General features: G+C 38.9%; 28 protein-coding genes. 19 read left to right on the forward strand and 9 right to left on the reverse strand.

All coding sequences use genetic code 11. The features are described 5' to 3' along the window. The first annotated feature begins 114 nt into the window (after positions 1-114). From AB669_RS02620 to AB669_RS02645, 6 genes are all read left to right on the forward strand, one after another. A complete protein-coding gene (locus AB669_RS02620) occupies positions 115-864 on the forward strand; it encodes a LytTR family DNA-binding domain-containing protein (RefSeq protein ID WP_053058221.1) in 750 nt (249 codons plus the stop codon). A 99-nt stretch (positions 865-963) separates the two neighbouring features. Continuing rightward, complete coding sequence (locus AB669_RS02625) at positions 964-1320, forward strand: two-component system response regulator (RefSeq protein ID WP_047797762.1); 357 nt, start codon at positions 964-966, stop codon at positions 1318-1320. 6 nt (positions 1321-1326) lie between these two features. Continuing rightward, on the forward strand, positions 1327-1956 hold the full coding sequence (locus AB669_RS02630; RefSeq protein WP_156166632.1) for an autotransporter outer membrane beta-barrel domain-containing protein: 630 nt from the start codon (positions 1327-1329) through the stop codon (positions 1954-1956). A gap of 139 nt (positions 1957-2095) precedes the next feature. Then, positions 2096-3469 (forward strand): exonuclease domain-containing protein, encoded by a 1374-nt coding sequence (locus AB669_RS02635; RefSeq protein ID WP_047797764.1) that lies wholly within the window; start codon positions 2096-2098, stop codon positions 3467-3469. A gap of 93 nt (positions 3470-3562) precedes the next feature. Next, entirely contained in the window at positions 3563-3895 is a 333-nt protein-coding gene (locus tag AB669_RS02640; RefSeq protein ID WP_047797765.1) for an MmcQ/YjbR family DNA-binding protein, read from the forward strand. Between the two features lie 12 nt (positions 3896-3907). After that, positions 3908-4324 (forward strand): VOC family protein, encoded by a 417-nt coding sequence (locus tag AB669_RS02645; RefSeq protein ID WP_047797766.1) that lies wholly within the window; start codon positions 3908-3910, stop codon positions 4322-4324. Positions 4325-4385: 61 nt separating this feature from the next. Here AB669_RS02645 and AB669_RS02650 read toward each other — a convergent pair whose 3' ends face one another. Together AB669_RS02650 and AB669_RS02655 are read right to left on the reverse strand one after the other, a co-directional pair. After that, on the reverse strand, positions 4386-4829 hold the full coding sequence (locus AB669_RS02650) for an NUDIX domain-containing protein (RefSeq protein WP_047797767.1): 444 nt from the start codon (positions 4827-4829) through the stop codon (positions 4386-4388). Next, positions 4816-5802 (reverse strand): cation diffusion facilitator family transporter, encoded by a 987-nt coding sequence (locus tag AB669_RS02655; protein WP_082120570.1) that lies wholly within the window; start codon positions 5800-5802, stop codon positions 4816-4818. Before AB669_RS02655 ends, AB669_RS02650 begins: the two co-directional genes overlap by 14 nt. Positions 5803-5914: 112 nt before the next feature. On the opposite strand from AB669_RS02655, the gene AB669_RS02660 reads away from it, so the two are divergent. Beyond that, positions 5915-7111: a pyridoxal phosphate-dependent aminotransferase gene (locus AB669_RS02660; protein ID WP_197082319.1), complete on the forward strand. Its 1197-nt coding sequence runs from the start codon at positions 5915-5917 to the stop codon at positions 7109-7111. A gap of 112 nt (positions 7112-7223) precedes the next feature. Here the strand turns inward: AB669_RS02660 and AB669_RS02665 are convergent, their stop codons facing one another. Beyond that, positions 7224-8468, reverse strand: coding sequence for an ABC transporter permease (locus AB669_RS02665; RefSeq protein ID WP_082120571.1), 1245 nt, complete (start codon positions 8466-8468; stop codon positions 7224-7226). 198 nt (positions 8469-8666) lie between these two features. Here AB669_RS02665 and queA point away from each other — a divergent pair, with 198 nt between their 5' ends. Together queA and AB669_RS02675 are read left to right on the forward strand one after the other, a co-directional pair. Continuing rightward, on the forward strand, positions 8667-9716 hold the full coding sequence (gene queA, locus AB669_RS02670) for a tRNA preQ1(34) S-adenosylmethionine ribosyltransferase-isomerase QueA (protein ID WP_047797769.1): 1050 nt from the start codon (positions 8667-8669) through the stop codon (positions 9714-9716). Positions 9717-9797: 81 nt separating this feature from the next. Next, the gene (locus AB669_RS02675) at positions 9798-10466 is read left to right on the forward strand and encodes a 2-C-methyl-D-erythritol 4-phosphate cytidylyltransferase (protein WP_369799727.1); all 669 of its coding nucleotides are present in this window, start codon (positions 9798-9800) and stop codon (positions 10464-10466) included. A gap of 95 nt (positions 10467-10561) precedes the next feature. Here AB669_RS02675 and AB669_RS22015 read toward each other — a convergent pair whose 3' ends face one another. From AB669_RS22015 to AB669_RS02700, 6 genes are all read right to left on the reverse strand, one after another. Further along, positions 10562-10720 carry a lmo0937 family membrane protein gene (locus AB669_RS22015; RefSeq protein ID WP_156166633.1) on the reverse strand — a complete coding sequence of 53 codons (159 nt, stop codon included), beginning with the start codon at positions 10718-10720 and terminating at the stop codon, positions 10562-10564. A gap of 116 nt (positions 10721-10836) precedes the next feature. Then, positions 10837-11058 (reverse strand): DUF2795 domain-containing protein, encoded by a 222-nt coding sequence (locus AB669_RS02680; protein WP_010603503.1) that lies wholly within the window; start codon positions 11056-11058, stop codon positions 10837-10839. An 85-nt stretch (positions 11059-11143) separates the two neighbouring features. After that, positions 11144-11692 carry a cob(I)yrinic acid a,c-diamide adenosyltransferase gene (locus AB669_RS02685; protein ID WP_047798046.1) on the reverse strand — a complete coding sequence of 183 codons (549 nt, stop codon included), beginning with the start codon at positions 11690-11692 and terminating at the stop codon, positions 11144-11146. Further along, a complete protein-coding gene (locus tag AB669_RS02690; protein WP_047797770.1) occupies positions 11689-12447 on the reverse strand; it encodes an ABC transporter ATP-binding protein in 759 nt (252 codons plus the stop codon). Before AB669_RS02690 ends, AB669_RS02685 begins: the two co-directional genes overlap by 4 nt. Positions 12448-12537: 90 nt before the next feature. Beyond that, complete coding sequence (gene gatC, locus AB669_RS02695; protein WP_047797771.1) at positions 12538-12828, reverse strand: Asp-tRNA(Asn)/Glu-tRNA(Gln) amidotransferase subunit GatC; 291 nt, start codon at positions 12826-12828, stop codon at positions 12538-12540. After that, entirely contained in the window at positions 12825-13553 is a 729-nt protein-coding gene (locus AB669_RS02700; protein ID WP_047798047.1) for a 1-acyl-sn-glycerol-3-phosphate acyltransferase, read from the reverse strand. Before AB669_RS02700 ends, gatC begins: the two co-directional genes overlap by 4 nt. A gap of 182 nt (positions 13554-13735) precedes the next feature. On the opposite strand from AB669_RS02700, the gene trpS reads away from it, so the two are divergent. The 10 genes from trpS (at position 13736) to AB669_RS02745 (ending at position 26109) form a co-directional block, all read left to right on the forward strand. Further along, positions 13736-14734: a tryptophan--tRNA ligase gene (gene trpS, locus AB669_RS02705; RefSeq protein ID WP_047797772.1), complete on the forward strand. Its 999-nt coding sequence runs from the start codon at positions 13736-13738 to the stop codon at positions 14732-14734. Between the two features lie 88 nt (positions 14735-14822). Further along, a complete protein-coding gene (locus AB669_RS02710) occupies positions 14823-15437 on the forward strand; it encodes a deoxynucleoside kinase (RefSeq protein WP_047797773.1) in 615 nt (204 codons plus the stop codon). Positions 15438-15456: 19 nt separating this feature from the next. Further along, on the forward strand, positions 15457-16245 hold the full coding sequence (kdsB, locus tag AB669_RS02715; RefSeq protein WP_047797774.1) for a 3-deoxy-manno-octulosonate cytidylyltransferase: 789 nt from the start codon (positions 15457-15459) through the stop codon (positions 16243-16245). A 123-nt stretch (positions 16246-16368) separates the two neighbouring features. Beyond that, positions 16369-16911 (forward strand): hypothetical protein, encoded by a 543-nt coding sequence (locus AB669_RS02720; protein WP_047797775.1) that lies wholly within the window; start codon positions 16369-16371, stop codon positions 16909-16911. A gap of 123 nt (positions 16912-17034) precedes the next feature. Further along, complete coding sequence (locus tag AB669_RS22020) at positions 17035-17505, forward strand: hypothetical protein (RefSeq protein WP_156166634.1); 471 nt, start codon at positions 17035-17037, stop codon at positions 17503-17505. 4 nt (positions 17506-17509) lie between these two features. Then, positions 17510-17941: a hypothetical protein gene (locus tag AB669_RS02725; protein ID WP_047797776.1), complete on the forward strand. Its 432-nt coding sequence runs from the start codon at positions 17510-17512 to the stop codon at positions 17939-17941. 234 nt (positions 17942-18175) lie between these two features. Continuing rightward, a complete protein-coding gene (locus tag AB669_RS02730; RefSeq protein WP_047797777.1) occupies positions 18176-19792 on the forward strand; it encodes a CTP synthase in 1617 nt (538 codons plus the stop codon). Between the two features lie 20 nt (positions 19793-19812). Then, entirely contained in the window at positions 19813-21609 is a 1797-nt protein-coding gene (gene yidC, locus AB669_RS02735; RefSeq protein ID WP_047797778.1) for a membrane protein insertase YidC, read from the forward strand. 186 nt (positions 21610-21795) lie between these two features. Then, positions 21796-24654, forward strand: a complete 2859-nt coding sequence (locus tag AB669_RS02740) for a prolyl oligopeptidase family serine peptidase (RefSeq protein ID WP_047797779.1) — start codon at positions 21796-21798, stop codon at positions 24652-24654. Positions 24655-24837: 183 nt separating this feature from the next. Next, the gene (locus AB669_RS02745; RefSeq protein ID WP_047797780.1) at positions 24838-26109 is read left to right on the forward strand and encodes a nucleoside recognition domain-containing protein; all 1272 of its coding nucleotides are present in this window, start codon (positions 24838-24840) and stop codon (positions 26107-26109) included. The last annotated feature ends 4 nt before the right edge of the window (positions 26110-26113 follow it).

Here is a 26113-nt window from a genome sequence, read left to right on the forward strand (position 1 = left end):
ATGTACTGAAAACTAAGTATTTTGTAGTGTATTCTAAACATATTAGGAGTACAGGGCTGTTTTTTTTCTTTTTTATTCCATAGAATTGTAATTTGCATTATCTAAAACTAAAAAATGTCAATAAGTTGCATTGCTATAGATGACGATCCGCATTCTCTGGAAAGTTTAACGGCATATATGAATAAATTGCCTGATCTTGAACTGGTTCAGAGCTTTACTGAACCGCTTGAGGCATTGGCAGAAATTTCTGATGCAAATCCTGTAGATATTATTTTTATGGATGTGGAGATGCCATCCCTTTCAGGCATTGAGCTTGCCGGTTTGCTCAGAAGAAAAACGAAGCACTTAATTTTTACCACAGCGCATGCAAGATACGCTATTGATGCTTTTAAGGTAGATGCAGATGCTTATCTGTTAAAACCTTATTCGATGATGCATTTCGCCAAAACCATCAATAATCTGTATCCAACTGGAAAAAAACACAATACCGGGTTTTCTGATTTCGAAGATCATTTCTTCTATCTGCCTGTACAGGGTAAGGAAGGTGAATTAATCAGAATTGATCTAAATGAATTAATTTCTGTTGAAGAGTTTGGTGATGAAGTTCGGTTTAAAACCACTGTTGATAGCTTTTCAAGTGCCAGATCCAATTTTGTCAGAACCATCAAAATGCTCAAGGAACATACTGCTTTCATTCAGATCAATGCATTTGTAATTGTTTCCAAGCAATATATCAAGAGTGTGCTGGGCAACCGCGTTTTGCTTGCCGGAGAGCTGTCCTATTCCATTGCACCTTCCCATGAATTGTTGTTTAATAATTTTATTAAGAATAACGTAAACAATAATCCTGAGTCCGGAGAATAGCTTTTCTTTTCCGGCACATGCCCTTTTTTTGATATCACAAAACTTTATAGCTTGAGTATTGTATTAGCTTAGTCTAATTTTACTAGTTTATTATTCGTTTTGAAAAGAGTTTTAGTTGTGGATGATGACCCCGATATACTTGAGGTTTTTCAGATGGCGTTGGAAAGTGAGCGATACGAAGTTTTACCGCTTCTTTCGCCCAGATATATTTTTAAAAACATAAAAGATTTTGAACCTGATTTGATTATTCTTGACATTATGTTAAATGGAATGGATGGTCGCATTGTGTTTAAAGAATTAAAGTCTAATCCCGATACAGAAAATATTCCTGTTATTCTGGCTTCGGCCCGATACGATGAAACTTACATTCATTCGCAGCAGTATCACCCTGATGCCTATTTAGAAAAGCCGTTTGAGGTTGCAAGGTTACTTCAGGAAGTTAAAACATTAACCTAAAAAAATATGAAACTAAAAATTCTTTTGCCATGTCTACTGCTGTTGTCGGTAGCTTCGCTGCGAACGTTCGGACAAAGTAGCAGGCCCGACAAATTGTATTCGATGAGCGGAATAGGCTTTGCTTTTCCAATGGGACAAACCTCAGACTATTTTAAACCCAAATTTTCTACCACATTAGGTGTGAATCTTGGCCTGGGTGATGGCGGATTGTTCTTATATCCTAAAGTAAGTTTACATGCTTTTAGCTACAATCAGATTAAACCTGACGCGGGATATACCTACACCCTGCAAGATAGCCGTGCTACTACTTATTTGCTTAATGTGGCGCTAGGATACCGAAAAATTGTTGATAAATGGGCATTTTATGGATTTGCCGGGGCCGGTGGCGGTTTTATTCTTACTCCTCAGGCCGCTGTTAATGCTTCAACGTTGCAGGTTACGATGAGCAACCAGTCAAACAGCCTGGGTATTGCCGAAGGTGGCGGAGGTATTGAATACAATATCGGAGGTGCAAACCTGTTTGCTGAAGTAAGCTACATGTACGGATTTAGCAAAATTCAAGACAGAACATTCAATACGGTTCCGGTTACTATTGGTATTAAACCAAATTTGAGTAAACTTTTAAGGAAACGTTAATTTTATCTATATCATTTTTGGATGCGACCACGTTATTACGTAGGTCGCTTTTTTTGTGAGTTGAGAAAACTAAAAATTAGCGGATAATAAATTTTATATACTAATTATTTTAGTATAAATTTGTGCTTCATCTCAGATCATGTTATACGCAGTTGTAGATATAGAAACCACGGGAGGCCATGCGTCGGCAAATGGAATAACCGAAGTTGCCATTAACATTCACGATGGTAGTGAAATTGTTGAGTCATATACCACGTTAATCAATCCCAAACGGCCTGTGCCGATGCACATTACTGCATTGACAGGTATAGATGATGAGATGTTGGTCGATGCACCTTCGTTTGAAGATGTTGCCCTGCAGATTTACCAGTTGCTTCGGGACAAAGTGTTTGTTGCTCATAATGTCAATTTTGATTATTCATTTTTGAAACATCATTTAGCGGCCGCAGGATATGAGCTCAATTGCCGTAAATTATGTACGGTTCGGCTAAGCCGTAAGCTAATCCCTGGTCAACCATCGTATAGTTTAGGCAAGCTTTGTGCGGCGTTGCAAATTCCGATTCAGAACCGTCACCGTGCGGCTGGAGATGCGGATGCCACGAGCATATTGTTCAAACTATTACTGAATCATGATCAGGACGGCATCATTTCAGAAATGCTCAAAAAAACTTCAAAGGAGCAGGTTTTGCCGCCACACCTGGACAAGGCTTCGGTAACCAGATTACCCAATCATCCGGGAGTGTATTACTTCAAAGATAATAAGGGAAAGATTGTTTATGTGGGAAAGGCAAAGGATCTGAGGAAACGTGTATTGAGTCACTTTTCAGGGAATAAACCAAACAGGCAGCGTCAGGATTTTTTGCGTACGATTCACAGTGTAGACTATGTTACCTGTGGAACTGAATTAATGGCTTTGATTTTAGAGGCAAATGAAATCAGAAGGTTGTGGCCTGAAAATAACAGGGCGATGAAGCGGTACGAACATAAATATGATTTGTATGCTTTTGAGGATCAGAACGGATATTTGAGGCTAGCAATAGACAGGCATAAAAAAAACATCAAAGCTTTGCATAGCTTTAATAATTTGCTGGAAGGTTACAACTACCTCAATCGTCTTGTTGAAAAATATCAACTTTGCGCCAGACTTTGTTATTTGCAAAAAACGGTTACCAAATGTTTGGCTCACGAGAATGGACAATGTTTTGGTGCTTGCAGCGGCATTGAAACAGTTGCAGTGTACAATAAACGATTAAATAAGGCACTTTTAGAGATTGAAAGTGAGCAGCCCAGCTTTGCCCTGGTTGATGAAGGCCGCAACCCTGATGAATTTAGCTGTTTGGTGGTAGAGCAGGGTAAGTTCTATGGAATGGGATATTTTACAGATAAAAATTTTTTAAATGAGGGCTTATCCCCTATTAAAAACGACCTGGCGGTTTACCAATCTAACAGTTACATTATAAACCTGATTTTAAATCATGCCGAACAGTATCCGCAAAAGTTATATAAATTGTAAATAATATCTGTCCTGATTCAAAAATGATGTAAGTTTGTACCTCAAAATTCTGATAGGCGGCCTCTCAGACAATCATTATAAAAATTAAATCATATGACCCCAGATTCTTTCAGAGAACTTGCTTTATCATTCGAGAATGTTGTTGAGACACCTAATGTTAATAAAAATTCGTTTAAAGTAGATGAGAAGATTTTCATCACCATCGACAATGTTAATATGAAAGCAGTTTTCAGATTAACGCCAAAAGAACAGCAGAAATTTTCTGATTTGGATCCATCTGCAATTTACCCTGCGCAAGCTGGATGGGGTAAGCAAGGCTGGACTATTTTCGAACTTAATTTTATTGAGGCTGAAACAATTGAGGAGGTATTGAAATTATCATACTGTTCGGCTGCGCCGGATGAACTGGCAGCAAAATATAAATAAATATATTAAGTTATGACAAAATCAATCTGGATCAATCTTCCTGTGAGAGATGTAAGCGCATCAAAGCAATTCTTTACGGCAATTGGCTTTACACTTAATACGCAGTACGGTGTTAGAGATGATTCCGCGAGCTTTTTAATTGGTGATTCTAGTTTCGTATTGATGCTTTTTGAAAAGTCACTTTACGAAGGGTTTGCCGGCGTTGAGGTTTCGGATACAATAGCAGGCAATGAAGTACTGTTTTCTATTGATGCAGAAAGCCCTGAAGAGGTAAATGAGCTGGCGGAAAAGATAGTTGCAGCCGGGGGTACAATTTATGGTGAGCCAGGTTACAGAGATGGCTGGATGTATGGGTGCGGATTCATTGATCTTGACGGGCAGCGGTGGAGCATTCTTTATATGGACGTGAGCAAAATGCCTTTAGGATAATTCATTCAGAAGATAGAAATTAACAGCAAATGTCATTTCCATAGTGGCATTTGCTATTGCATCAAGACAAGTTTTGCTTTAAAAGCTGAGCAACTGTTTTATCAGTACGAAAGGTAATTTCGTCAATGTTTAAATTTACTATCGGAACCCACCGAAAAGCCTGAAGTAAGTCTCCCTCCCCATCGAAATCATAAATTTTAGTTTTGAAATTGAGTTTAAGCGGATCTTTCTCTTTTACCATATAATATATGCTGATGATCTGGCTATCGTTAAAAGAAGATTTTTCATAGAAATCTGTTGTGTAGAAATGAGATAAGACTTCAATTTCTGCGTTGCATTCTTCCATAAACTCTCGTTTTAATCCGTCGATTAAACCCTCTCCAAACTCCAGTCCGCCACCCGGGAATTTGCTGAAACGAAAACCATGTTCTTCTTCATCACTTACCAAAACTTCATGCTGATCATTGATTAACAGGCCGTATACCCTGACATTAAAGTAGCTCATTTTCGAAATGTTTTTTGTTTCTGATGACAATTTCCGGGGTCCAGGTAATTTCCTTTCTGAATGGTTCCTGTCTGACCGGACATTCACTCATGTGGCAATAATTGCAGCATTCAGGTAAGCATGGATCAGCATGAATAAAAAGTTCTGCCTTTCTTACGCCACTTTTATTGATTAACTCGTCGATTTGTGAGATTTCCCTGTGAACCATGTTCAAATCGAAATAGTAAGGTAAAGTAACATGGCAATCAATATGAAACTCTGGTCCGTATTGTTGGGTACGAAGGTTATGGACATCAATCCAGGGATTGTGGCGGTTCTTCTGCAGCACTTCAACCACTTCTTCAACCAACTGAAAATCGCTTTCATCCATTAACCCGCCGATTGATCCCCGGGTAAGCTTATAACCAGAATATACAATATAAAATCCAACGAGAACAGAAAGCAGACTATCCAGCCAGATGACATCAGTAATCTGGATCAGTATTAGTCCAAAAACAATGGCGATGCTAGTATAGGTATCCGTAAGCAGGTGTTGTCCATCTGCCTTCAGTGTGATGGAATGTTCGCGCTCACCAGTTCTGATGAGGTATAACCCAACAATTAAGTTGATGACACCGGTGATGCCAATGATCAAAGTTCCTTCTAAAAGCTTCCCTACGGCATGTGGATAGATGAGGTTGTATGAAGATTTAAAAATAATGATAACACCGGCTATGAGTATAAGTATTCCTTCTACAAAAGCTGAAAAGAATTCAACCTTACCATGTCCATAAGGATGATTTTCATCGCGTGGTTGCGTACTCAGGTAAATACTGTAGAATGCAAAGCTCCCTGCTATTACATTCACAATGCTTTCGGCTGCATCAGTGAGAATGGCATTGGAACCTGTGATGAAGTATGCAACAAACTTGGCTAACATCAATATCACACTCACTGCCAGTGAAATTACAATTGCTTTCTTCTTTACCGTCACGAACTTTTTTTTACAAAAATACGCTTATGCCAGAAATAAAATGAGAAAAACTCGGGCTTTTTTAGTGCAGAATAATATTTGGTTTATATATTTGCGCTCAAAGTAATTAACCATGAGCACCTTATCTAAAAGAATCAACAGCCTGTCAGAATCTGCAACCCTTAAAATGACTAAACTTGGCCGCGAACTCGCTTCCAAGGGAATTAACATTATTAGTTTAAGCGTTGGTGAACCCGATTTTAATACTCCAGAACACGTTAAAGATGCTGCAAAAAAAGCATTAGACGAGAATTACACCCGTTACTCGCCGGTACCAGGTTATCCTGATTTACGCCAGGCAATCGTGAATAAATTAAAAACTGAGAATTATCTGGATTACGACATTTCTCAGATCGTTGTTTCAACTGGTGCCAAACAGTCACTGTCGAATGTGATTTTAACATTAATTGATCCGGATGATGAAGTAATTATTCCTACTCCATACTGGGTTTCTTATTCAGAAATGGTAACCCTGGCAGAAGGTAAATCGGTATTTATCGATACTGATCTGGAAAGCAATTTCAAAATTACACCAGAACAGTTAGAAGCGGCTATTACACCAAAATCCAAACTGTTCATGTTCTCATCTCCTTGTAACCCAACAGGTTCTGTTTATAGCAAGGATGAACTGGCTGCATTGGTTAAAGTTTTTGAAAAATATCCGAATATCTACATCCTGTCTGATGAAATTTATGAGCATATTAATTTTGTTGATCAGCACGAATCAATTGCTCAGTTTGAAAGCATTAAAGATCGCGTAATCATTGTAAATGGTTTCTCCAAAGCTTTTGCTATGACTGGTTGGAGATTAGGGTATATTGCCGCAAATAAAGAGATTGCAGCCGCCAATGATAAGTTACAGGGGCAAACTACCTCCGGTACCTGTTCAATTGCCCAAAGGGCTGGTATTGTTGCTTACGAGCAGGGTCTTGAAAGCGTCCTGAAAATGAAAGAGTCATTCCTGCGTCGCAGAGAACTGGTTTACAATTTATTGAATGACATTCCTGGTGTTAAAACCAACTTACCTGACGGTGCTTTCTATTTCTTCCCTGAAATCAGTTCTTTTTTCGGTAAAAAAGATGCTGAAGGTAACGTGATCAAAGATTCATCTGATCTGGCCTTATACCTGTTGAACGTGGGGCATGTGGCTACCGTAGGCGGCGATTCATTCGGCAATAATAATTACATCCGTTTATCATACGCTGCATCAGACGAGAGTTTGGTTGAAGCTTTGAAAAGAATTAAAGAAGCATTGGGTAAGTTGAACTAACAGCTGCCTGTTAAGTATTAATCCCCCGTTAGCAAGAAACTAACGGGGGATTTTTTTATTGCAGACTGCCACTCGCATGGTGAAGCTGAGATCTGAATATGGTGGATAGGCGTTAACTTCTTATCGCTTCAACCGGATCTAATTTCGATGCAGAATATGCAGGCCAGAATCCAGAGATGGTTCCTATGATAATTGAAATACCTATGCCAAGTGCAATGTTATTTAAGCCCAGTATGATATGAAAATCGGTTGCGGCACCTATAGCAAGAGCCATCAGGTAAACAAGGACCAATCCCAGTAAGCCACCGAGAATACAAAGCGATATAGACTCGAAGATAAACTGCAACAAAATAAAATAGTTCTTGGCGCCGAGAGATTTCTGGATTCCGATAATGTTTGTTCTTTCTTTAACGGATACAAACATGATGTTAGCGATACTGAAACCCCCTACTAATATTGAGAAACCACCAATAATCCAGCCCGCCCAGTTTACCATAGTAAACATAGAGTCGAGCTTATTGGAAATAATAGATGTTTTATTAAGGGCAAAATCATCTTCCTGACCGGGGCGTATCCTGCGGATCGATCGCATCAGGCCCTGCAGTTCACTTTCGATTTCGTCTAGTGATACATTGTCATTTCCGCGTACCGTTATCTGTGGATCGTAACGTTCACTTTGAATATCGAGCACACCTTTAGCAAAGTTTACGGGTATATTTACATTTTTGTCCAGTGTCGTTCCGAAAATATCCTCACCTTCCTTTTTAAATACGCCAATCACGGTTAGTCGTCGTCCCAGTATTTGTACCTGTTTGCCTTTGGGATCTTCGGATCCAAATAAACCTTCTGCAATATCTGCACCCATGATGAGGACCGGCGCTCCGTTATTACTTTCGGTTTCTGTAAAGTAACGTCCGTCCTGCAGTTCGAAATTCCAGGTCTTATCAAAGTCTTGTGACGCGGCTGAAATGGTTACGCCCTCAACAGAGTTGCTCCTGTATTTGATTGTTCTGTTGCTGGTTGAAATTTCGAAAGTGATGCCCTTGGCATTTTCCATACGTTCTTTTAGTGACTGGAAATCGCGTAATGAGGGTTGCGGACGGTTCATGTATTTCCACCATGGGTAATTGTCGCTAAAGCTCCAGGGCCATTTCTGGACAAATATGGTGTTTGAGCCGAGTTTATCTACGCTAGCCTGTAGTTTACCCCGAAAGGTGTCGACTGCAGAAAATACCGTGATGATGGTGAATATCCCGATGGTTATGGCCAAAAGCGATAACATGGTACGTAATTTATTCTGACGTAGTGCATCAAACGCAAAACGGAAACTTTCGCCTATTAGCCTAAAAATAATCATAATCAGTGTTTAGATGCTTTACTGTTAAAAAGGTTACAGCATATCATCAAAACTAGTCAATTTTATATTTAATGCGCAGTTCCATACAGAATTAAGTCATATAAACTCATTCAAAACATAATATCATTAATTGCGTTCTTTAAATACAAAAAAGAAAAATTAAATTCGTATTTTTGCACCTCAAAAAATTCATCAAGAATGAAATTATCACAATTTAAATTCAACTTACCAGAGTCGTTAGTTGCCCATAATCCATCAGAAGAACGCGATGAAGCACGTTTAATGGTTTTGCACAAAGACAGTGGTAAAATTGAGCATAAAATATTTAAAGATGTTCTGGGTTATTTCGATGACAAGGATGTTATGATATTGAACAACACTAAGGTTTTTCCTGCCCGTTTGTATGGTAATAAGGAGAAAACAGGTGCTACTATTGAAGTTTTCCTTTTACGTGAGTTGAATAAAGAATTACGTTTGTGGGATGTTTTGGTAGATCCGGCGCGTAAAATCCGTGTTGGAAATAAACTTTACTTCGGAGAGGATGATTTATTGGTTGCTGAGGTTGTGGACAACACGACTTCACGCGGTCGTACCATTCGTTTCTTATTTGAAGGTACTGATGAAGAGTTTAGAAAAAATGTTGAGATTTTAGGAGAAACTCCACTTCCAAAATATATTAAACGTAAAGCTACTGCTGAAGATAAAGAGCGTTACCAGACTATCTTTGCCAAGCATGAGGGTGCCGTTGCTGCTCCAACTGCTGGTTTGCACTTTAGCCGTGAATTAATGAAACGCCTGGAACTTAAAGGTGTTGAGTTTGCTGAGGTTACTTTACATGTAGGTTTGGGAACTTTCAGAACCGTTGAGGTTGAGGATTTAACCAAGCATAAAATGGATTCTGAACAATTCATTATCGAGCCAAAAGATGCGGCGATTGTAAATAAAGCCCTTGAAGCTAAAAGAAGAGTTTGTGCAGTAGGTACCACATCAATGCGTTCAATCGAGTCGGCTGTTTCTGCTAACAGAACTTTGAAGGCTGCAAATGACTGGACGAGTAAGTTCATCTTCCCTCCTTACGATTTCAGTATTGCAAATTCGATGATAACCAATTTTCATACCCCTGAATCAACACTATTGATGATGGTAAGCGCTTTTGGTGGTTACGAAAACGTAATGAATGCATATGAAGTTGCTGTAAAAGAAAAATATAAATTTTACAGCTATGGCGATGCCATGCTGATTATCTAAAATGGATTCAAGTATTGAGTATCAGGTATCAAAAAATCAGTTTTGTACTTGCTACTTGATACTAAATACTTGATGGTTTTGATGATGAAATACTACGCTATAATTGTGGCCGGCGGTTCTGGTAACCGGATGCAAACCGAAACCCCAAAACAATTTCTCTTGCTAAAAAACCTTCCTGTTTTGATGCATACCATTAGAGCTTTTGCGCAAAGCCATACACAACCCAGGATATTGTTGGTTCTGAGTGCTGAACAGCAGGGATACTGGAGGAGGCTTTGTGATGAGTTTAATTTCCACATCCCACACCAGGTAATTGACGGCGGATCTGAGCGTTTCTATTCTGTAAAAAACGCGATTGAGGTGATCCCGGAAGATGCCTATGTTGCCATTCACGATGCAGTAAGACCGCTGGTGTCGAAGGAACTGATTGACAGCTGTTTTTTGCATGCTGAACATCAGGGTAATGTCATTGCCGCAGTTCAATCGAGTGACAGTGTCAGGCTGTTGCGTAATGGAAAAACTTCATCGTTAAAGCGTGATGAGATTTATCTGGTTCAAACGCCTCAGACTTTTAGTTCAGAGATTTTAAAGCGCGCCTATACACAGGATTTTGCGAGCCATTTTACTGACGATGCGAGTGTTGTGGAAGCAATAGGAGAAGAGATTAATATTATTGAAGGCGAGAGGAGCAACATCAAGATTACTTTTCCGATTGATCTGGAACTTGCAGAACTTCTTCTTAAAAAATAAAAAGAAAAGGTGTCCTGATCATCAGAACACCCTTTCTAATTCATCATTTGTAAAGCCATGCTTTCGAAAATGATGAATGTTTGCTTAAATATATCTTAAGCAGCCCTGCCGATGACTTTCAGCAAAATAGCTATAACTGCGATTACTAATAGCACGTGGATGATGTTACCTACATCTCCGAATCCGTGGAACAAAAATCCTATAACCCATAGTATTACCAATACTACCGCTACTAAATACAATAAATTTCCCATAGTGTTAATTTTTAAGTAAATGTTGATGTAGTAACAGTATGGTGCAGTATTTTGTTTAAAAAATGTAAAAAAAAACCGCTCAACGTTTGCTGAGCGGTCTTTATCTTTTTAGATTTTTAATATTCATCCTCGTTAAAAAAGAAATCTTCTTTAGTTGGATAATCAGGCCAGATTTCCTCAATAGTTTCATAAGGCTCGCCATCATCTTCTAATGCCTGTAAGTTTTCAATAACCTCTACCGGTGCACCAGAACGGATACCATAATCAATTAATTCGTCTTTAGTTGCAGGCCATGGTGCGTCTTCCAGGTGCGATGCTAATTCTAATGTCCAATACATATCTTTAATTCAGTTAAATTTTTATTCTTAACTATGCGCAAAGTATATTAAAATATTTGAGCAAAGCAAAATTATTTTTCCACTATTAAACACGGGGAATCCAAATGTTTTCTTCCACGTTGAAATCCTTTGTCAGTTTTCGTGCCAGAACAAATAAATAATCGCTCAGGCGATTCAGATAAACTGTTATACGCTCATCTACAAAGGTATTTTCTGCCAGTTGAGTTGTTAGTCTTTCTGCCCGCCTGCAGACACATCTGGCAATATGACAATATGAAACGACACTATTGCCACCTGGCAGAACGAAATGTTTCAATACTGGCAGTATTTCATTCATCGCGTCCATCTCTTTTTCCAGCAGTTCGACATCCGAATCATGTAAATCGGGTAGTTTCATTTTTGATTTTTCCGGATCTGCTGCTAAAGAGGCACCTACTGTAAATAAGCGGTCTTGTATTTCTTTTAGGAGCTGTCTGGAGTGTGAATCAATTTCCTGGCTCATGATTAATCCTATATAGGAATTTAATTCATCAACGGTGCCATACGTTTCAATGCGTAAATGATATTTCGGTACACGCGTGCCACCGATTAATGAAGTTTGACCTTTGTCTCCGGTTTTGGTATAGATTTTCATGATATCTTTTCCCAATCACTACCGCTCTCTTTTAAGGCTTGTAATCGTGGTGAGACGTTTTTAACATCTGTATTGATGTAGTCGTTTTCGATCAGGCCATCCCGCATCCGAACAATCCGATGTGCATGTTGAGCGATATCTTCCTCATGCGTAACCAGGATAATGGTATTTCCCTTGCTGTGAATTTCCTCCAGTAAGCCCATGATCTCGATTGAAGTCTTGGTATCAAGATTTCCGGTAGGCTCATCGGCAAGAATTATAGATGGATCGTTAATTAGTGCACGCGCAACTGCTACACGCTGGCGCTGACCTCCGGACAGTTCATTGGGTTTGTGATCCATCCGGTTGCCTAGTCCAACATTCTGTAATGCGGTAGCGGCACGCGCTTCGCGATCTTTCTTACTATTACCAGCATAGATCAAGGGCAGTGCTACATTATCTAGCGATGTAGAACGTGGCAATAGATTGAATGTTTGAAATACAAAACCAATTTCCTTGTTTCTTACTTCTGCTAAAGCATCATCGCTCATGCGACTAACATCTGTACCGTTGAGGATATAAGATCCGCTTGTTGGTGTATCAAGGCATCCAAGGATATTCATTAAGGTTGATTTTCCTGAACCTGAAGGCCCCATTAAGGCAACGAATTCCCCCTTGTTAATGTCGAGTGAAACTGATTTTAAAGCATGGATAATTTCAGATCCAATAACATATTTACGACCAATTTCTTTTATCGTGATGAGTGGTTTCTCCATGTTTTTTCTTTTTTAGACAAGGATTGCGTTTGAGATGTTACAGTATCGGGAAAAAATAGGCAATAACTGGCTTGGAATGTGCATACTGGTTTATTTCTCAATAATTTTTGGCACCATGAAAAATGCATCACTATGTTTCGCAGCATTCTTAAGTCCGTCTGCCGTAGAAATTTCCTGCTTGACAATGTCTTCACGCCAAACGTTAGTTGCCTCATTCATGTAAACCAATGGCTTCACGTTCGCAGTATCCAATTCATTTAGCTTTTCCATAAAGGATAAAATTTTATTCATTTCTGGAATGAGCGTATCGACCTGGTTATCATCAACATGAATTCTGGCTAAATCGGCTATTTTGTGAATGGTTTTTGCGTCTAAATTCATAATATCAGTTTACTTTCGATTAAATGGAATACCTGTTCTTTTAATATATCAGCGTCATCAATTGCCAGGGCAGCTGTGTTGATGGGTTTGTGAATGTAAATATCGCAAATTCCGGGCTTACTTCCATATTTAGATCCGTCGTCCCAGTTAATTTTCCATACGTTGGTAATGCTAACCGGAACCAGTGGAATATTTTTATCAATTGCGAGCCGGAAAGGTCCGTTCTTGAACTCACCAAGTTTGGGAGGATAATGATCATCAATTTTGCCCTCCGGAAAAATAATCAGGCTCATCCCCTTTTCCAGGTTTTCTCCCGCCTTTTTAAAAGCCCTGAATGCTGAGATTTTACTTTCCCTGTTTACCGATATATCGATGGTTTTAAAAAAAATACTCAATACCGGATTTTTCAGCAACTCATCCTTGCCCATAAAATGATATCTTCCTGAGCACATGATACAAAAAACCATGATATCCAGATTGGAAGTGTGATTGGCGCAATAAATATATGTTTGCTTGTTGTTCAACCTTTCTTCAAACGTGTAGATAAATATTACTCCGGAGAAGAGGCTGCATAAAAAACTGTTTAATTTTCTGCAAAAATTTAGTGCGCTGTAGTACTTTTCGTTACGGGAGGTAAGATAGTAGAGCGGATAAAGCAGTGCAAAGAAAAATATAATCCAAAAAAGGAACCATACCCTGTGTGCCTGGCGTAAAAAATTAATCATAGATGTATCAAAATTATAAAATAGGGTGACAATATCAATTTTAACGGCGTATATTTTTAACGGCATGGTTTCCCGGGACAGAAAAATGAATATTTTGATTTGCTTCGCTTAAGGTGCACATTCATATTAAATTGCGCACAAAATGTGCATTGCATGCAATTTATTTTTAATTTCGTGCCATTATGAAAGAAACAGTGGTGAGTGGCATCAGGCCGACAGGAAAGCTACATTTAGGAAATTATTTTGGTGCAGTAACCAACTTTGTAAAAATGCAGTATGATTATAACTGCTATTTTTTTATTGCAGATCTTCATTCGTTAACCACTCACCCAACCCCTGGCGATTTGCACGGTTACGTGCGCCACGTTTTGGTAGAATATTTAGCTTGCGGAATAAATCCGGAGGAAACAACCATTTATGTTCAATCTGATGTGCCGGAAGTTTCAGAATTGTATCTATATCTTAATATGAATGCTTATCTCGGTGAGCTGGAAAGAAGTGCCTCGTTTAAAGAAAAAATAAGGTCGAACCCCGATAATGTTAATGCTGGTTTATTAACCTACCCAACACTCATGGCTGCAGATATACTGATTCACCGGGCAACTAAAGTCCCAGTTGGAAAAGATCAGGAGCAGCATCTGGAGATGACGCGTAATTTCGGTAACCGTTTTAACAGAATGTATCAATCAGATTTTTTTCCTGAATCTTTTGCATTTAATTATGCAGAAAACCTGGTTAAGGTACCAGGATTAGAGGGAAAAGGAAAAATGAGTAAATCGGACGGCGACGGTAATTGTATTTATTTATCTGACAGTCCGGAAATTATCCGTAAGAAAGTATCAAGGGCAGTAAGTGATAGCGGCCCTACGGAAGAAAATCAGGAAAAGCCTGAAGCCATTCAGAATCTGTTTGATTTGATGAAAATTGTTTCTACACCGGATACCATTGAGCATTTCGACGGTTTGTACAATAAAATGCAGATCCGTTATGGCGATATGAAAAAGCAACTCGCCGAAGATATGATTGTATTCAATTCGCCAATAAGAGAGCGTATAGAAGAGCTTTCGAAAGATGAATTATACTTACGGCAGGTTGCTAAACATGGTGCTTTAAAAGCACGTGAAAGTGCACAAAAGACAATAAGGGAAGTTCGCAGTTTAATCGGATTTAAAAGTTTTTAATCAACAACAATTGATTTGAGGTGTTAGGTGATCCATTTGAAGCCATAAGCCTTTCTATTCTCTTACTTCAAATCTCATATCAAAAAACATGCACATAGCAATCGTAGGAAACATTGGCGCTGGCAAAACTACCTTAACAGGTTTGCTGGCCAAAAATTATGGATGGGAAGCTTTGTACGAAGCTGTGGACAACAACCCCTATCTGGAAGACTTTTATGGCGATATGAAACGCTGGAGCTTTAATCTTCAGATTTACTTTCTAAATAGTCGCTTCCAGCAAATTACCGATATTGAAGTGAATAAACGCAATGTTATTCAGGATAGGACAATTTATGAGGATGCGCATATCTTCGCTGAAAACCTACATGATATGGCGCTGATGACCACACGTGATCATGATAATTACCGGGCTATTTTTGATAACATTACTTCGTTTATTAAACCTCCGGATCTATTGGTTTACCTAAGAGCCTCTGTCCCAACCCTGGTTAATAACATTCAACGTCGAGGCCGGGAATATGAAGCGGGCATACGGATCGATTATCTTTCGAAACTAAACGAAAAATATGAAGCCTGGATAAAAGGTTATAACCTGGGCAAACTTTTGATTCTTGATAAAGATAAACTGGATTTTACCAATAATCCGGAAGATTTGGGAACAGTAATCCAGTCTATTGAAGCTGAGATAAACGGATTGTTTTAACCAGAATTAATTACGGTATATGAGCAATAATCAGCAACAATCGGGTGATGATGAATTAAAGATCATTGGAATTATTCCTGCGCGTTATGCCTCCACCCGTTTTCCGGGAAAGCCATTGGTTGATATTGCCGGGAAAAGCATGATTCAGCGTGTTTATGAACAAGCAGGTAAGGCAAGTAGCTTGGCAAAGGTAGTCATTGCTACTGATGACGAACGGATTGCTGAAGAAGTTAAACGGTTTGGTGGTGACTTTGTTTTTACCGCCTCACACCACCAGAGCGGAACAGATCGCTGTGCTGAAGTGATAGAAAAACTTCCTGATTTTGATATTGTAATTAATATACAGGGTGATGAGCCGTTTATCGAACCGGCTCAGATTGATTTACTAGCGAGTAGTTTTACAGATAGTAAGGTAGAACTGGCAACCTTAGTAAAACCGATCCAAAGTCAGGAAAGTATTTATAACCCAAATAGTCCGAAAGTAGTGATCGATGTTCATGGCCGGGCGATGTATTTTAGCCGTAGTCCCATACCTTTCATCAGAAGCGGAGAGCCAGGCGTTTGGGCAGAAAAACATCAGTTCTACAAGCATATAGGTATTTATGGCTATCGTGCTGAGGCATTAAAGGCAATCACCAAACTTCCTCCATCCTCTTTGGAAATTGCAGAAAGTTTGGAGCAATTGCGCTGGATTGAAAACGGTTTTTATATACAGACGAAGATTACTGATCTGGAAACGGTTGCTATTGATACGCCTGAAGATTTAGTAAAACTAAACAAGTTACTGGAAGCTTTAAAACTCGAATAGTTATGAATAATCCCCTCTGGCAACAGCATCACAAGGGTTATGTCGACTTTCAGTGGTGGTTGTCAATTGGTTATTCTTTTTGAATATCGTCCATATAAATCCTTAAAATTTGTATTTTCGGCTATGAGAAATCTGGTATTCTTTATTGTTGCTTCTGTTTTTCTTTTATCTGCCTGTCAATCCCCGTCAGATAAGAAAGATCCATCTGTTGAGTTTAAAAACGTAAACCAAATCGTTACCAAATCATTTTCGAATCTGAATGTACCCGATACCTTTAAAATTGAGCTAACCGGGAGAAAACCAGAGGACATGGTATTGAATTTTACGATCAAAAATGCTTCTGGTCAGGAGTTATATAATGCAAAACTGAAAGGAACTGATTTGTTAGGCAGTACTGATCCGAATTTAGATTTAACTAAAGAAAAAGATCAGGTTATATTCTTAAAAACGATTGCGGATGATTTTTTTTCGGAAGATAATTTTCTTGAGCCTGCTGTGATGCCTGAAGATAAACCGGATAACTATGTTCCTGATAAGGCACTTTATGAAGAGTTGAAGAAAACAGGTTTGAATGGCTTTAAATACCGGTTAGGTAAAGAGAATAACATTTACATTGCCTGGAGTGAAAAGGAAAAGAAAGTAAAAATCTATTATAATTGCTGTTGAAAAATTTGATTTAAAAATTTCCTGTTATTAATTGAAAAGCCTACTTTTACGCTAATCAAATCGTCTTAGTCTTCGGACTGAACTCCCCTATTGTTGTAAAACCATCCCTTTTTATAATTTTTTATGAAAAGGATATTTTTATTACTATTTGTTTCTTCCATTTTTATTGTGCAGTCTTTTGCGCAGACTGGTTGTGTTATCGTTAGCGATAATGGTATTTGTTGCAGTACCGGAAGCAATTTTTACCTCACAGCTACCACTACGCGAAGCTATGTTAATAATAACCCAACATATAATCCAAGTAAATCAGGTGGTGTGTGTAACACCTCTACCACTACTGTTAACGCAGATGGGAAAATAGTACAATACACCAACGGTATACGTGTCGATCCAGATGCGTGTTACAATCCCGTGATACCGAGGTCTACTAATCGCACCTGCTATGCCAACGGTTTCTGCGGAGTCGAAATGACCTTGAACGTTGTCAGTTGTCCGCTTGATACCAATTCATGGCTATGGCTTTTTATTTCTGCAATTCTGGGGTTCGGTGTATTACGCATAATCAGCGCCCCCTATTCTGATCCAAACATTTAGCGTTATGAAAACTCAGTGGGCTTTAATCATCCTGTTTCTGTTTTTTCGTTCTGGTGATGCATTTTCTGATGTAGTTTATGGATGTAGATATATGGGACGGATCTATACACACCAAATTAACATCGGAACGAGTAACCCTGAGAAATTCGATGAGCCCTATTATTTTCAATATACCAGCCCTGCATCTTGTACATCGGGAACAGACTTATTTGTATTAACCAGCGATGTTGTCGCACGTTCTGTTCCTCAGGGCGGGAGTTGCCAGGCAGAGTACATTGACAATGCATTCCAGTTAGGTGTACGCGTTTACTTCAATAATTCTAAAGTTTATCAGTGCCCTCTGGATAGCCAGGTGTTTTATCTGTTTTTGTTAACAAGCTTTACTGGGGTATTTTGTTTAAGAAAACGGAGTCATCTGCTTAGAGCCAGAAAATGAACCGAAAGGCCAGGTTTAGCCTTTAAAATGCGTTGATGCCCCGTTTGAATTGAACTAAATAACTCCTGATTTTACGATTTTGGGTTATCAGATATGTTATTATCCTGAATCACATTGCATTATCATTTTTTAATAATCTTCATTTTACCAGAGCAGAAACAACTAATTTTCCTACCTTTGTATCCCGTACAAAAAGCAGCAATAAGAACACTTTTGCTGTAAAAAATCAAAATCATGACTAAGTATATTTTTGTTACGGGCGGTGTTACTTCCTCTTTAGGTAAGGGCATCATATCCGCATCTTTAGCTAAACTTTTACAGGCACGGGGCTACCGTGTAACCATTCAAAAATTCGATCCGTACATTAATATCGATCCCGGAACATTAAATCCATATGAACACGGCGAATGTTTTGTTACGGAAGATGGTGCAGAAACAGATTTAGATCTTGGTCATTATGAGCGTTTCCTAAACGTTCCAACATCACAAGCCAATAATATTACAACAGGCCGTATTTATCAAAACGTAATTCAAAAAGAACGTAAAGGCGAATATCTGGGTAAAACAGTGCAGGTGGTTCCTCATATTACAGATGAGATTAAACGTAACATGCGCATTTTAGGTGAAAGCGGAGATTACGATATTGTGATTACGGAGCTTGGCGGTACTGTTGGCGATATTGAATCCTTACCTTTTATTGAAGCGGTTAGGCAGTTCAAATGGGAGGAAGGAAGTTCAAATGCAATTGTTATTCACCTCACATTAGTACCATACCTGGCGGCCGCTGGCGAATTAAAAACGAAGCCTACACAGCACTCAGTAAAAGCTTTACTTGAATATGGAATTCAACCAGATATTCTGGTTTGCAGAACGGAACACCACCTTGGCCCAGACCTTAGAAAAAAAATAGCATTATTTTGTAACGTTAACATTAATGCGGTAGTCGAATCGATGGATGCATCCACTATTTATGATGTGCCATTGTTAATGTTAAAAGAACAATTAGATAAAACTGTTTTAGCAAAATTAAAGCTGCCAACTAAAAACGATCCGGACATGGAAAGCTGGAAAGATTTTCTTGGTCGCTTAAAAAATCCAACTGCCGAAGTTAAAATCGGCTTGGTTGGTAAATATGTAGAATTACCTGATGCTTATAAGTCAATTATTGAATCATTTGTTCATGCAGGTTCTAAAAACGAATGTAAAGTAAAGGTGGAGTATATACACTCGGAAAGTATTTTTCCGGATAATGTGAAAGAAAAGCTTGGACATTTACAGGGCGTATTAGTTGCCCCTGGTTTCGGAAGCCGTGGAATTGAAGGTAAAATTGATACCATTAAATACGTAAGAGAGAATAATGTTCCCTTCTTTGGTATCTGTTTAGGAATGCAATGTGCGGTGATTGAATACGGACGTAATGTGCTGGGCTTAAAAGGCGCACATACTACCGAGATTGATCCTGAGGCTGCAAACCCTGTGATCAATATGATGGAAGAACAAAAGAGTATTGTAAATATGGGCGGTACCATGCGTTTAGGTTCTTATCCTTGCGACATTAAAAAGGGATCAAAGGCGTTTGCGATATATGGTAAACAACATATTAATGAGCGTCACCGTCACCGTTATGAATTCAATAATGCTTATCTCAAACAATACGAAGAAGCAGGAATGGTTGCTTCAGGAATTAATCCGCAAACCAACCTGGTTGAAATAGTTGAACTTAAAAATCACCCGTTTTTTGTTGGCGGGCAGTTTCACCCAGAATTAAAGTCAACAGTTGCTAATCCTCACCCACTTTTTGTTAAATTTGTCGCCGCTGCAATGGAGTATGCGAAAAAGAAAACAAATTAAAAGCAGTACAAATAAATATAATGGATAGAAATACCTTTACAGGAATGTTCCTGATTATGATCATATTGGCAGGATCATTCTACTTTTTTAGGCCAAGCGAGGCCGAAATGAAAAAAGCCCGCGAAATTGAGCACCAAGACTCTTTAAAAAAGGCTGGTATAGCACCAGTTGTTAAAGATACTACTGCCGCTAAAACTATCGCTACGGTTCCAACAGTTGACTCTCTGGCACTAAAAGGTCCGTTTGGCACTGCTTTAGCCGGTACAAGTACCAACACCGTACTCGAAAACGAAAATTTATTGATTAACCTCAGCAACAAGGGCGGTAGAATTTCATCTGTTGAAGTTAAAGGTCAGAAAACATTTGCGGGTAAACCCTTAATCTTGTTTGATGGTGAAGCCAATAAATTTGGGTTGACTTTAAATGGAGCAGGTAAAGTAATCAATACAAATGATTTGTATTTTAAACCAGTTAAAGCTGGTAATACTGTTACAATGCGTGCCGATTACGGTGCCAATGCGTATATTGAATATGTTTATAGTTTGAAAGGCTTGAGTAACAAGGTTGATTTCAAAATCAATCTGGTTGGCCTTCAGCAAGTGATAGCAGGTAATGCGGTTAATTTAAACTGGTCTACGGTATTATTACAGCAAGAAAAGTCGATCGAGAGTGAACACAGATATTCAGCACCATATTACAAGTATGTTGATGGAGATGTAGACCACCTGAGTGTTTCTAAGGATGAGAAAGAAGAACTTACCAAAGGTAAAATACAGTGGTTTTCCTTTAAACAGCATTTTTTCTCGGCATCTTTAATTTCTAAACAAGGTTTTGATAAGGGAAGTCTGGAAGTTAAAATCCCGACTGCTCCCGGACAGGTGAAGTTTTATGATGCTAACATGGAATTGGCCTATGCACACGCTGCAAACCAAAGCTATGACATGGAATTTTACTTTGGAACCAATAAATTTTCTGCGTTAAAGGATCAGGGTTATGATTTGGAAAAACAGGTTGATCTTGGTTACTGGCCATTAAAATACATCAATCGTTTTATCGTATTGCCTGTTTTTAATTTCCTTAACAATTTCGGCTGGAACTTCGGTTTAATCATTTTGGTATTAACGATTTTGTTAAAGGTTGCATTGTCTCCGTTAACTTACAAATCTTACCTGTCTATGGCCAAAATGAGAGTTTTGAAGCCGGAAATGGATGAAATCAAAGCTAAGGTAGGTGAAGATAATCAAACCCTTGTTCAGCAGGAATATTTGAAATTATATAAAAAAGCTGGTGTAAATCCGCTTGGTGGTTGTTTGCCTATGGTATTACAGTTGCCACTCGTAATGGCTTTCTTCTTCTTTTTTCCTAACCTGTTTGAGTTGCGCGGAGAAAGTTTCTTGTGGATGAAAGATCTATCAACTTACGACGAATTCATCAAGTTTGGTGTGAAGCTACCTTTTATCGGTGATCACTTAAGTTTGATGTGCGTATTGATGACGATTTCGACATTAATCATGACCTATTTCAACAACCAGACATCTGGTGCTACCGGTCAGATGAAGTATATCGGTTACATTATGCCGGTTATTTTTCTTGGTGTTTTAAATAGTTATCCATCAGGATTGAACTACTACTATTTCCTGGCGAATTTAATGACATTCGGTCAGCAGATTTTAATTCGTAAAATGGTTGATGACGATAAGATTCATGCTTTAATTCAACAAAATAAAGCAAGACCAGCTGATGAAAAAAAGAAAAAATCTAAATTCCAACAGCGTTTAGATGATTATATGCGTCAGCAGCAGCAAGCTAAAAAATAATTCCACTATTAAAATTGAATAGAAGCCACGATTGTTTAACAGTCGTGGCTTCTTTGCTTTACATCCCCTCGAATAGCTTGCCCTGGCGGTTTATTGTAATATTTGGCATACAAGTTTTTAAATAAGCCAAAAAATTCCAATTTTAGACGATTAGAACTTCACCAACAAATTAATTTACATTCCAAAATGCAAAAAAGACTAACAGTTATTCTGCTTTTCGTTGTCACTTTTGCCTACGCACAAAAAAAACCTCTGGATCATAGCGTTTATGATACCTGGGAATCGGTAGGAAGCAAGCAATTATCAAATAATGGTCAGTGGGCCATGTATGGCGTTATACAGCAGGAAGGCGATGCACAATTGTACATCAGCAACCTGAAGACTAATGCGAAGATTAATATCGCAAGGGGAATGAATGCGCAATTTAGTAATGATTCTAAATTTGCTGCTTTTAATATCCGTCCTTTTAATAAAGACCTGCGTCAGGCGAGGATAAAAAAAAGAAAGCCAGATGAAATGCCAAAAGATTCATTAGGGCTTGTTAACCTGAATTCGGGATTGGTTTCAAAGTTTCCGAGAGTAAAATCTTTTAAATTTCCGGAGGAAGGCGCTGGCGTACTGGCTTATCTGACGGATAAACCAGATACAGCAAGGAAAAATGTAAAACCAGCGGATAAAAAAGATGGCATATCTGATTTTGCAGACGACGAACCTGCTGCAAAAGGAAAATCAGAAGAAGGAACCGATCTTATCGTTAAGAATCTGACTACTGGAATAGACAAAACCTACAAGTTTGTTACTGAATATGCTTTCAGTAAAGACGGCAAACAACTTGTATTTTCCTGCAGCGGTTCGAAAAAAGATAAGCTGGCGCCTCAGGGTGTATTTCTATTGAATACAGAAAAAGGCACTTTAAAAACTTTAATTAAAGGCAAAGGAACCTTTAGAAGTTTCACTTTTGATGAGGATAGCGAACATTTAGCTTTTGTTGGTGAACAGGATCCTGAGAAGCAGGAGATTAAAAACTATAATATTTACTACAACTCTTTAAGTTTAGATACGGCACAGATTCTGGTTGATTTTGATATGCCGGGGTTACCTTCAAAGTGGTCGGTAAGTGGAGATGGCAGAGTGAATTTCAGTAAGGATGGAAAGAAACTTTTCTTTGGAATTGCTCCTGTAAAAAAGCCGAAAGATACTACGATAGTTGATTTCGAGGTGGCAAAGGTTGATGTGTGGAACTACAAAGATGATTATCTTCAGCCCATGCAGCTAAAGAATGCAGAGCGCGACAGTAAAAAAAGTTATCTTTCAGTAATCGATGTGTTCAGCAGTGATCCTAAAGTGGTGCCCTTAACGGATGTTACACTTCCAGATGCCAGCTTGATAGCAGAAGGTGATGTTAACCTGGTATTGGCTTCAACAGATTACGGACATCGTATTGAATCTCAATGGAGTGGTTCTACATCAAAAGATTATTATCTGGTAGACACCAAAACCGGACAACGGAAAAAGATTATTTCAGGTCTGAATGGCAATGCTATGGCATCTCCTGGTGGCAATTACATTTTATACTTCGACCGGAAAGCCGCAAACTGGTATACTTACAACGTAGCAAATGGCAGAATCGTTGCCCTTACGGAAAGTTTGAATGTTAAATTTGTTGATGAAGATAATGACGTGCCTGACCTCCCGGGATCTTATGGCATTGCAACATGGACAGAAGGCGATAAAGCTGTTTTGTTGAATGACAGGTATGATATATGGTCTTTTTCACCAGATGGAAAAAGCCCGGCTAAAAACATTACTGCCGGTTTTGGAAGAGCAAACAATATCACATTTCGTTACGAAAGAGTTCAGCAGGAAAACCGTTTCGAGCGTAATGCAGATACCAAATTTGTGAAAGCGAATGAACTGGTTTGGCTGAATGGTTTCAATAACGCTACTAAAGAAAACGGCTTTTATAAAACTACCGTTGGCTCTGTTAAAGCGCCTGACCTGGTAGTGATGGGAAAAACAAAATACTCTAATTTGCTAAAGGCTAAAGACGCTGATGTTTATATTTACGATAGAGGTAATTACGTTGAATCGCCTAATGTATATGTAACCAACGATTTTAAAACCGAGACCAAATTAACCAATACAAATCCACAACAAAAGAATTACAATTGGGGCACTGCAGAATTGGTGAAATGGGTCACTCCAAAAGGTTATAAGGCGGAAGGCATTTTGTACAAACCTGAGAATTTCGACCCAAATAAGAAATATCCGATGATTGCTTATTTTTACGAGAAGTTGTCTGATGGCTTATATAGTTATCAGGCACCTGCCCCAACCCCGTCCCGCCTGAACATTTCTTTTTTTGTTAGTAACGGCTATCTTGTTTTTGCGCCAGATATCAGTTACGAAGCAGGACATCCAGGCCAATCGGCAGTAGAGTATATCAACTCAGGGGTAGAAAGCTTAAAGAAAAATAATTGGGTAGACGGAACTAAGATTGGTATTCAAGGTCAGAGCTGGGGAGGTTATCAGGTTGCGTATTTAATTACGCAAAACAACATGTATGCGGCCGCCTGGGCTGGTGCACCAGTAGCAAATATGACATCTGCTTATGGTGGTATTCGTTGGGAAACCGGTATGAACCGGCAGTTCCAGTATGAAAAAACACAAAGTCGTATCGGTGCTACCCTTTGGGAGAAACCTGAGCTTTATATTGAGAACTCTCCCTTGTTTATGTTTCCAAAGGTGAGTACGCCAGTGGTTGTGATGGCAAACGATGCCGATGGTGCTGTGCCATGGTATCAGGGCATTGAAATGTTTACGGGTTTACGCCGTTTAGGTAAACCGGTTTGGATGTTAAATTATAATGGTGAAGCACATAATCTTGTACAGCGCCAGAACCGAAAAGATATTCAGATTCGCGAGCAACAGTTTTTTGATTACTACCTTAAGGGAGCCAAGGCACCTGCCTGGATGACCAATGGTATTCCGGCAACTGAAAAAGGAAAGACCTGGGGTTTTGAATTAACTGATGATAAGCCTTAATTAATCACGAGGTTTTTACGTAGCGTTAAGCGTCCATAGTGCTGGTTTACATATCCGCATTATGGACGCTTTTTATTTAGGAACAACTGGCGAGAGGCTTTTCAAGAACTGACTATTTGATTTATGCCGAGAAATTAAACTAAAAAACCTATTTTCACCAATCATAAAAACGAAACAAATTAAATGGCATTAAGCAGGATCTGGTCGGGATTTATTATTGTAGCTATTGTTGTAGCAAGTATCAAATGCTTTTTCTTCGGGCAAACTGATATTTTTAACTGGATGGTAATTGGTAAGGCTGATGATGCTGCTAATCCATTGAAGCTGGATGGGGTGATTCAAACCTCTTGGGTTGCGGTTGAACTTTGCCTGAAACTCATCGGTATTTTAGCATTGTTTATGGGATTAATGAGTATTGCAGAGAAGGCCGGTGGAATTCGTTTATTATCACGAATTGTAGGTCCGTTCTTTTCAAAGCTATTTCCTGATATACCTAAGGGGCATCCATCAATGGGGCACATGATTATGAATTTTTCTGCCAATTTATTGGGGCTTGACAATGCGGCTACACCATTTGGGTTGAAGGCTATGGAGAGCCTTCAGGAGCTCAATCCTAAAAAGGATATGGCTTCCAATGCGCAGATCATGTTTTTGTGTTTACATGCAGCCGGATTGAGTTTAATTCCCGTAAGCGTAATTGCCATCCGCGCATCTCAAAATGCTTCCAATCCAACAGATGTATTCATTCCTTGTCTGATTGTAACTTTTGTGGGTACCATGGCTGCCATGCTCATTGTATCCTTCAAACAAAGAATTAATATTTTTCAACCTGTTGTGATCGGTTGGATACTCGGACTCTCGCTGATCATAGCAAGTCTGGTACTCTACATCCGTTCGCTGGATGCTGTTGGAATCCAGTCATTTTCCGGTTTGCTGAGTAATGGTTTAATCCTATTTATATTTCTCGTCATCGTAATTGGTGCCTTATATAAAAAGATCGATGTATTTGATGCATTTATAGATGGTGCGAAGGATGGTTTCAATACTGCAATCAACATTATCCCCTATCTGGTAGGGATGCTGGTAGCCATAAGTTTACTACGAACCAGTGGTACTTTTGATGTGGTAATTAATGCCATAAAGAGCGTATTTGTTTATTTAGGCACTGATACCCGTTTTGTAGAAGGGCTGCCAACGGCTTTAATCAGGCCCTTGAGTGGTGGCGCTGCAAGGGGCATGATGGTGAGTACAATGGAAACCTATGGGGCGGATTCCTTTGCTAGCAGGCTATCCGGAATATTTCAAGGAGCATCTGATACTACTTTTTATGTGGTAGCCGTTTATTTCGGGTCAGTAAAAATCAAAAATACCAGATATGCCATTGGATCGATGTTACTTGCAGATCTGGTAGGTGTTTGTACTGCTATAGGCATATGCTACCTGTTTTTTGGTTAATAAG

The sequence above is a fragment of the Pedobacter sp. BMA genome (assembly GCF_001027745.1).
Lineage (GTDB): Bacteria > Bacteroidota > Bacteroidia > Sphingobacteriales > Sphingobacteriaceae > Pedobacter.

Bases quoted from the DNA above. Each gene is read 5' to 3' on its own strand.
- AB669_RS02700 (WP_047798047.1), bottom strand. From the start codon at position 13,553: ATGATTAATTTTTTACGCCAGGCACACAGGGTATGGTTCCTTTTTTGG.
- AB669_RS02730 (WP_047797777.1), top strand. From the start codon at position 18,176: ATGACTAAGTATATTTTTGTTACGGGCGGTGTTACTTCCTCTTTAGGT.
- yidC (WP_047797778.1), top strand. From the start codon at position 19,813: ATGGATAGAAATACCTTTACAGGAATGTTCCTGATTATGATCATATTG.
- AB669_RS02650 (WP_047797767.1), bottom strand. From the start codon at position 4,829: ATGAGCTACTTTAATGTCAGGGTATACGGCCTGTTAATCAATGATCAG.
- AB669_RS02630 (WP_156166632.1), top strand. From the start codon at position 1,327: ATGAAACTAAAAATTCTTTTGCCATGTCTACTGCTGTTGTCGGTAGCT.
- AB669_RS02725 (WP_047797776.1), top strand. From the start codon at position 17,510: ATGAAAACTCAGTGGGCTTTAATCATCCTGTTTCTGTTTTTTCGTTCT.
- AB669_RS02645 (WP_047797766.1), top strand. From the start codon at position 3,908: ATGACAAAATCAATCTGGATCAATCTTCCTGTGAGAGATGTAAGCGCA.
- AB669_RS02680 (WP_010603503.1), bottom strand. From the start codon at position 11,058: ATGTATTGGACATTAGAATTAGCATCGCACCTGGAAGACGCACCATGG.
- AB669_RS02665 (WP_082120571.1), bottom strand. From the start codon at position 8,468: ATGATTATTTTTAGGCTAATAGGCGAAAGTTTCCGTTTTGCGTTTGAT.
- AB669_RS02620 (WP_053058221.1), top strand. From the start codon at position 115: ATGTCAATAAGTTGCATTGCTATAGATGACGATCCGCATTCTCTGGAA.
- AB669_RS02710 (WP_047797773.1), top strand. From the start codon at position 14,823: ATGCACATAGCAATCGTAGGAAACATTGGCGCTGGCAAAACTACCTTA.
- AB669_RS02740 (WP_047797779.1), top strand. From the start codon at position 21,796: ATGCAAAAAAGACTAACAGTTATTCTGCTTTTCGTTGTCACTTTTGCC.
- AB669_RS02690 (WP_047797770.1), bottom strand. From the start codon at position 12,447: ATGGAGAAACCACTCATCACGATAAAAGAAATTGGTCGTAAATATGTT.
- kdsB (WP_047797774.1), top strand. From the start codon at position 15,457: ATGAGCAATAATCAGCAACAATCGGGTGATGATGAATTAAAGATCATT.
- AB669_RS02745 (WP_047797780.1), top strand. From the start codon at position 24,838: ATGGCATTAAGCAGGATCTGGTCGGGATTTATTATTGTAGCTATTGTT.
- AB669_RS02635 (WP_047797764.1), top strand. From the start codon at position 2,096: ATGTTATACGCAGTTGTAGATATAGAAACCACGGGAGGCCATGCGTCG.
- AB669_RS02720 (WP_047797775.1), top strand. From the start codon at position 16,369: ATGAGAAATCTGGTATTCTTTATTGTTGCTTCTGTTTTTCTTTTATCT.
- AB669_RS02685 (WP_047798046.1), bottom strand. From the start codon at position 11,692: ATGAAAATCTATACCAAAACCGGAGACAAAGGTCAAACTTCATTAATC.
- AB669_RS02675 (WP_369799727.1), top strand. From the start codon at position 9,798: ATGATGAAATACTACGCTATAATTGTGGCCGGCGGTTCTGGTAACCGG.
- AB669_RS02640 (WP_047797765.1), top strand. From the start codon at position 3,563: ATGACCCCAGATTCTTTCAGAGAACTTGCTTTATCATTCGAGAATGTT.
- AB669_RS02660 (WP_197082319.1), top strand. From the start codon at position 5,915: ATGAGCACCTTATCTAAAAGAATCAACAGCCTGTCAGAATCTGCAACC.
- gatC (WP_047797771.1), bottom strand. From the start codon at position 12,828: ATGAATTTAGACGCAAAAACCATTCACAAAATAGCCGATTTAGCCAGA.
- trpS (WP_047797772.1), top strand. From the start codon at position 13,736: ATGAAAGAAACAGTGGTGAGTGGCATCAGGCCGACAGGAAAGCTACAT.
- queA (WP_047797769.1), top strand. From the start codon at position 8,667: ATGAAATTATCACAATTTAAATTCAACTTACCAGAGTCGTTAGTTGCC.
- AB669_RS22020 (WP_156166634.1), top strand. From the start codon at position 17,035: ATGAAAAGGATATTTTTATTACTATTTGTTTCTTCCATTTTTATTGTG.
- AB669_RS22015 (WP_156166633.1), bottom strand. From the start codon at position 10,720: ATGGGAAATTTATTGTATTTAGTAGCGGTAGTATTGGTAATACTATGG.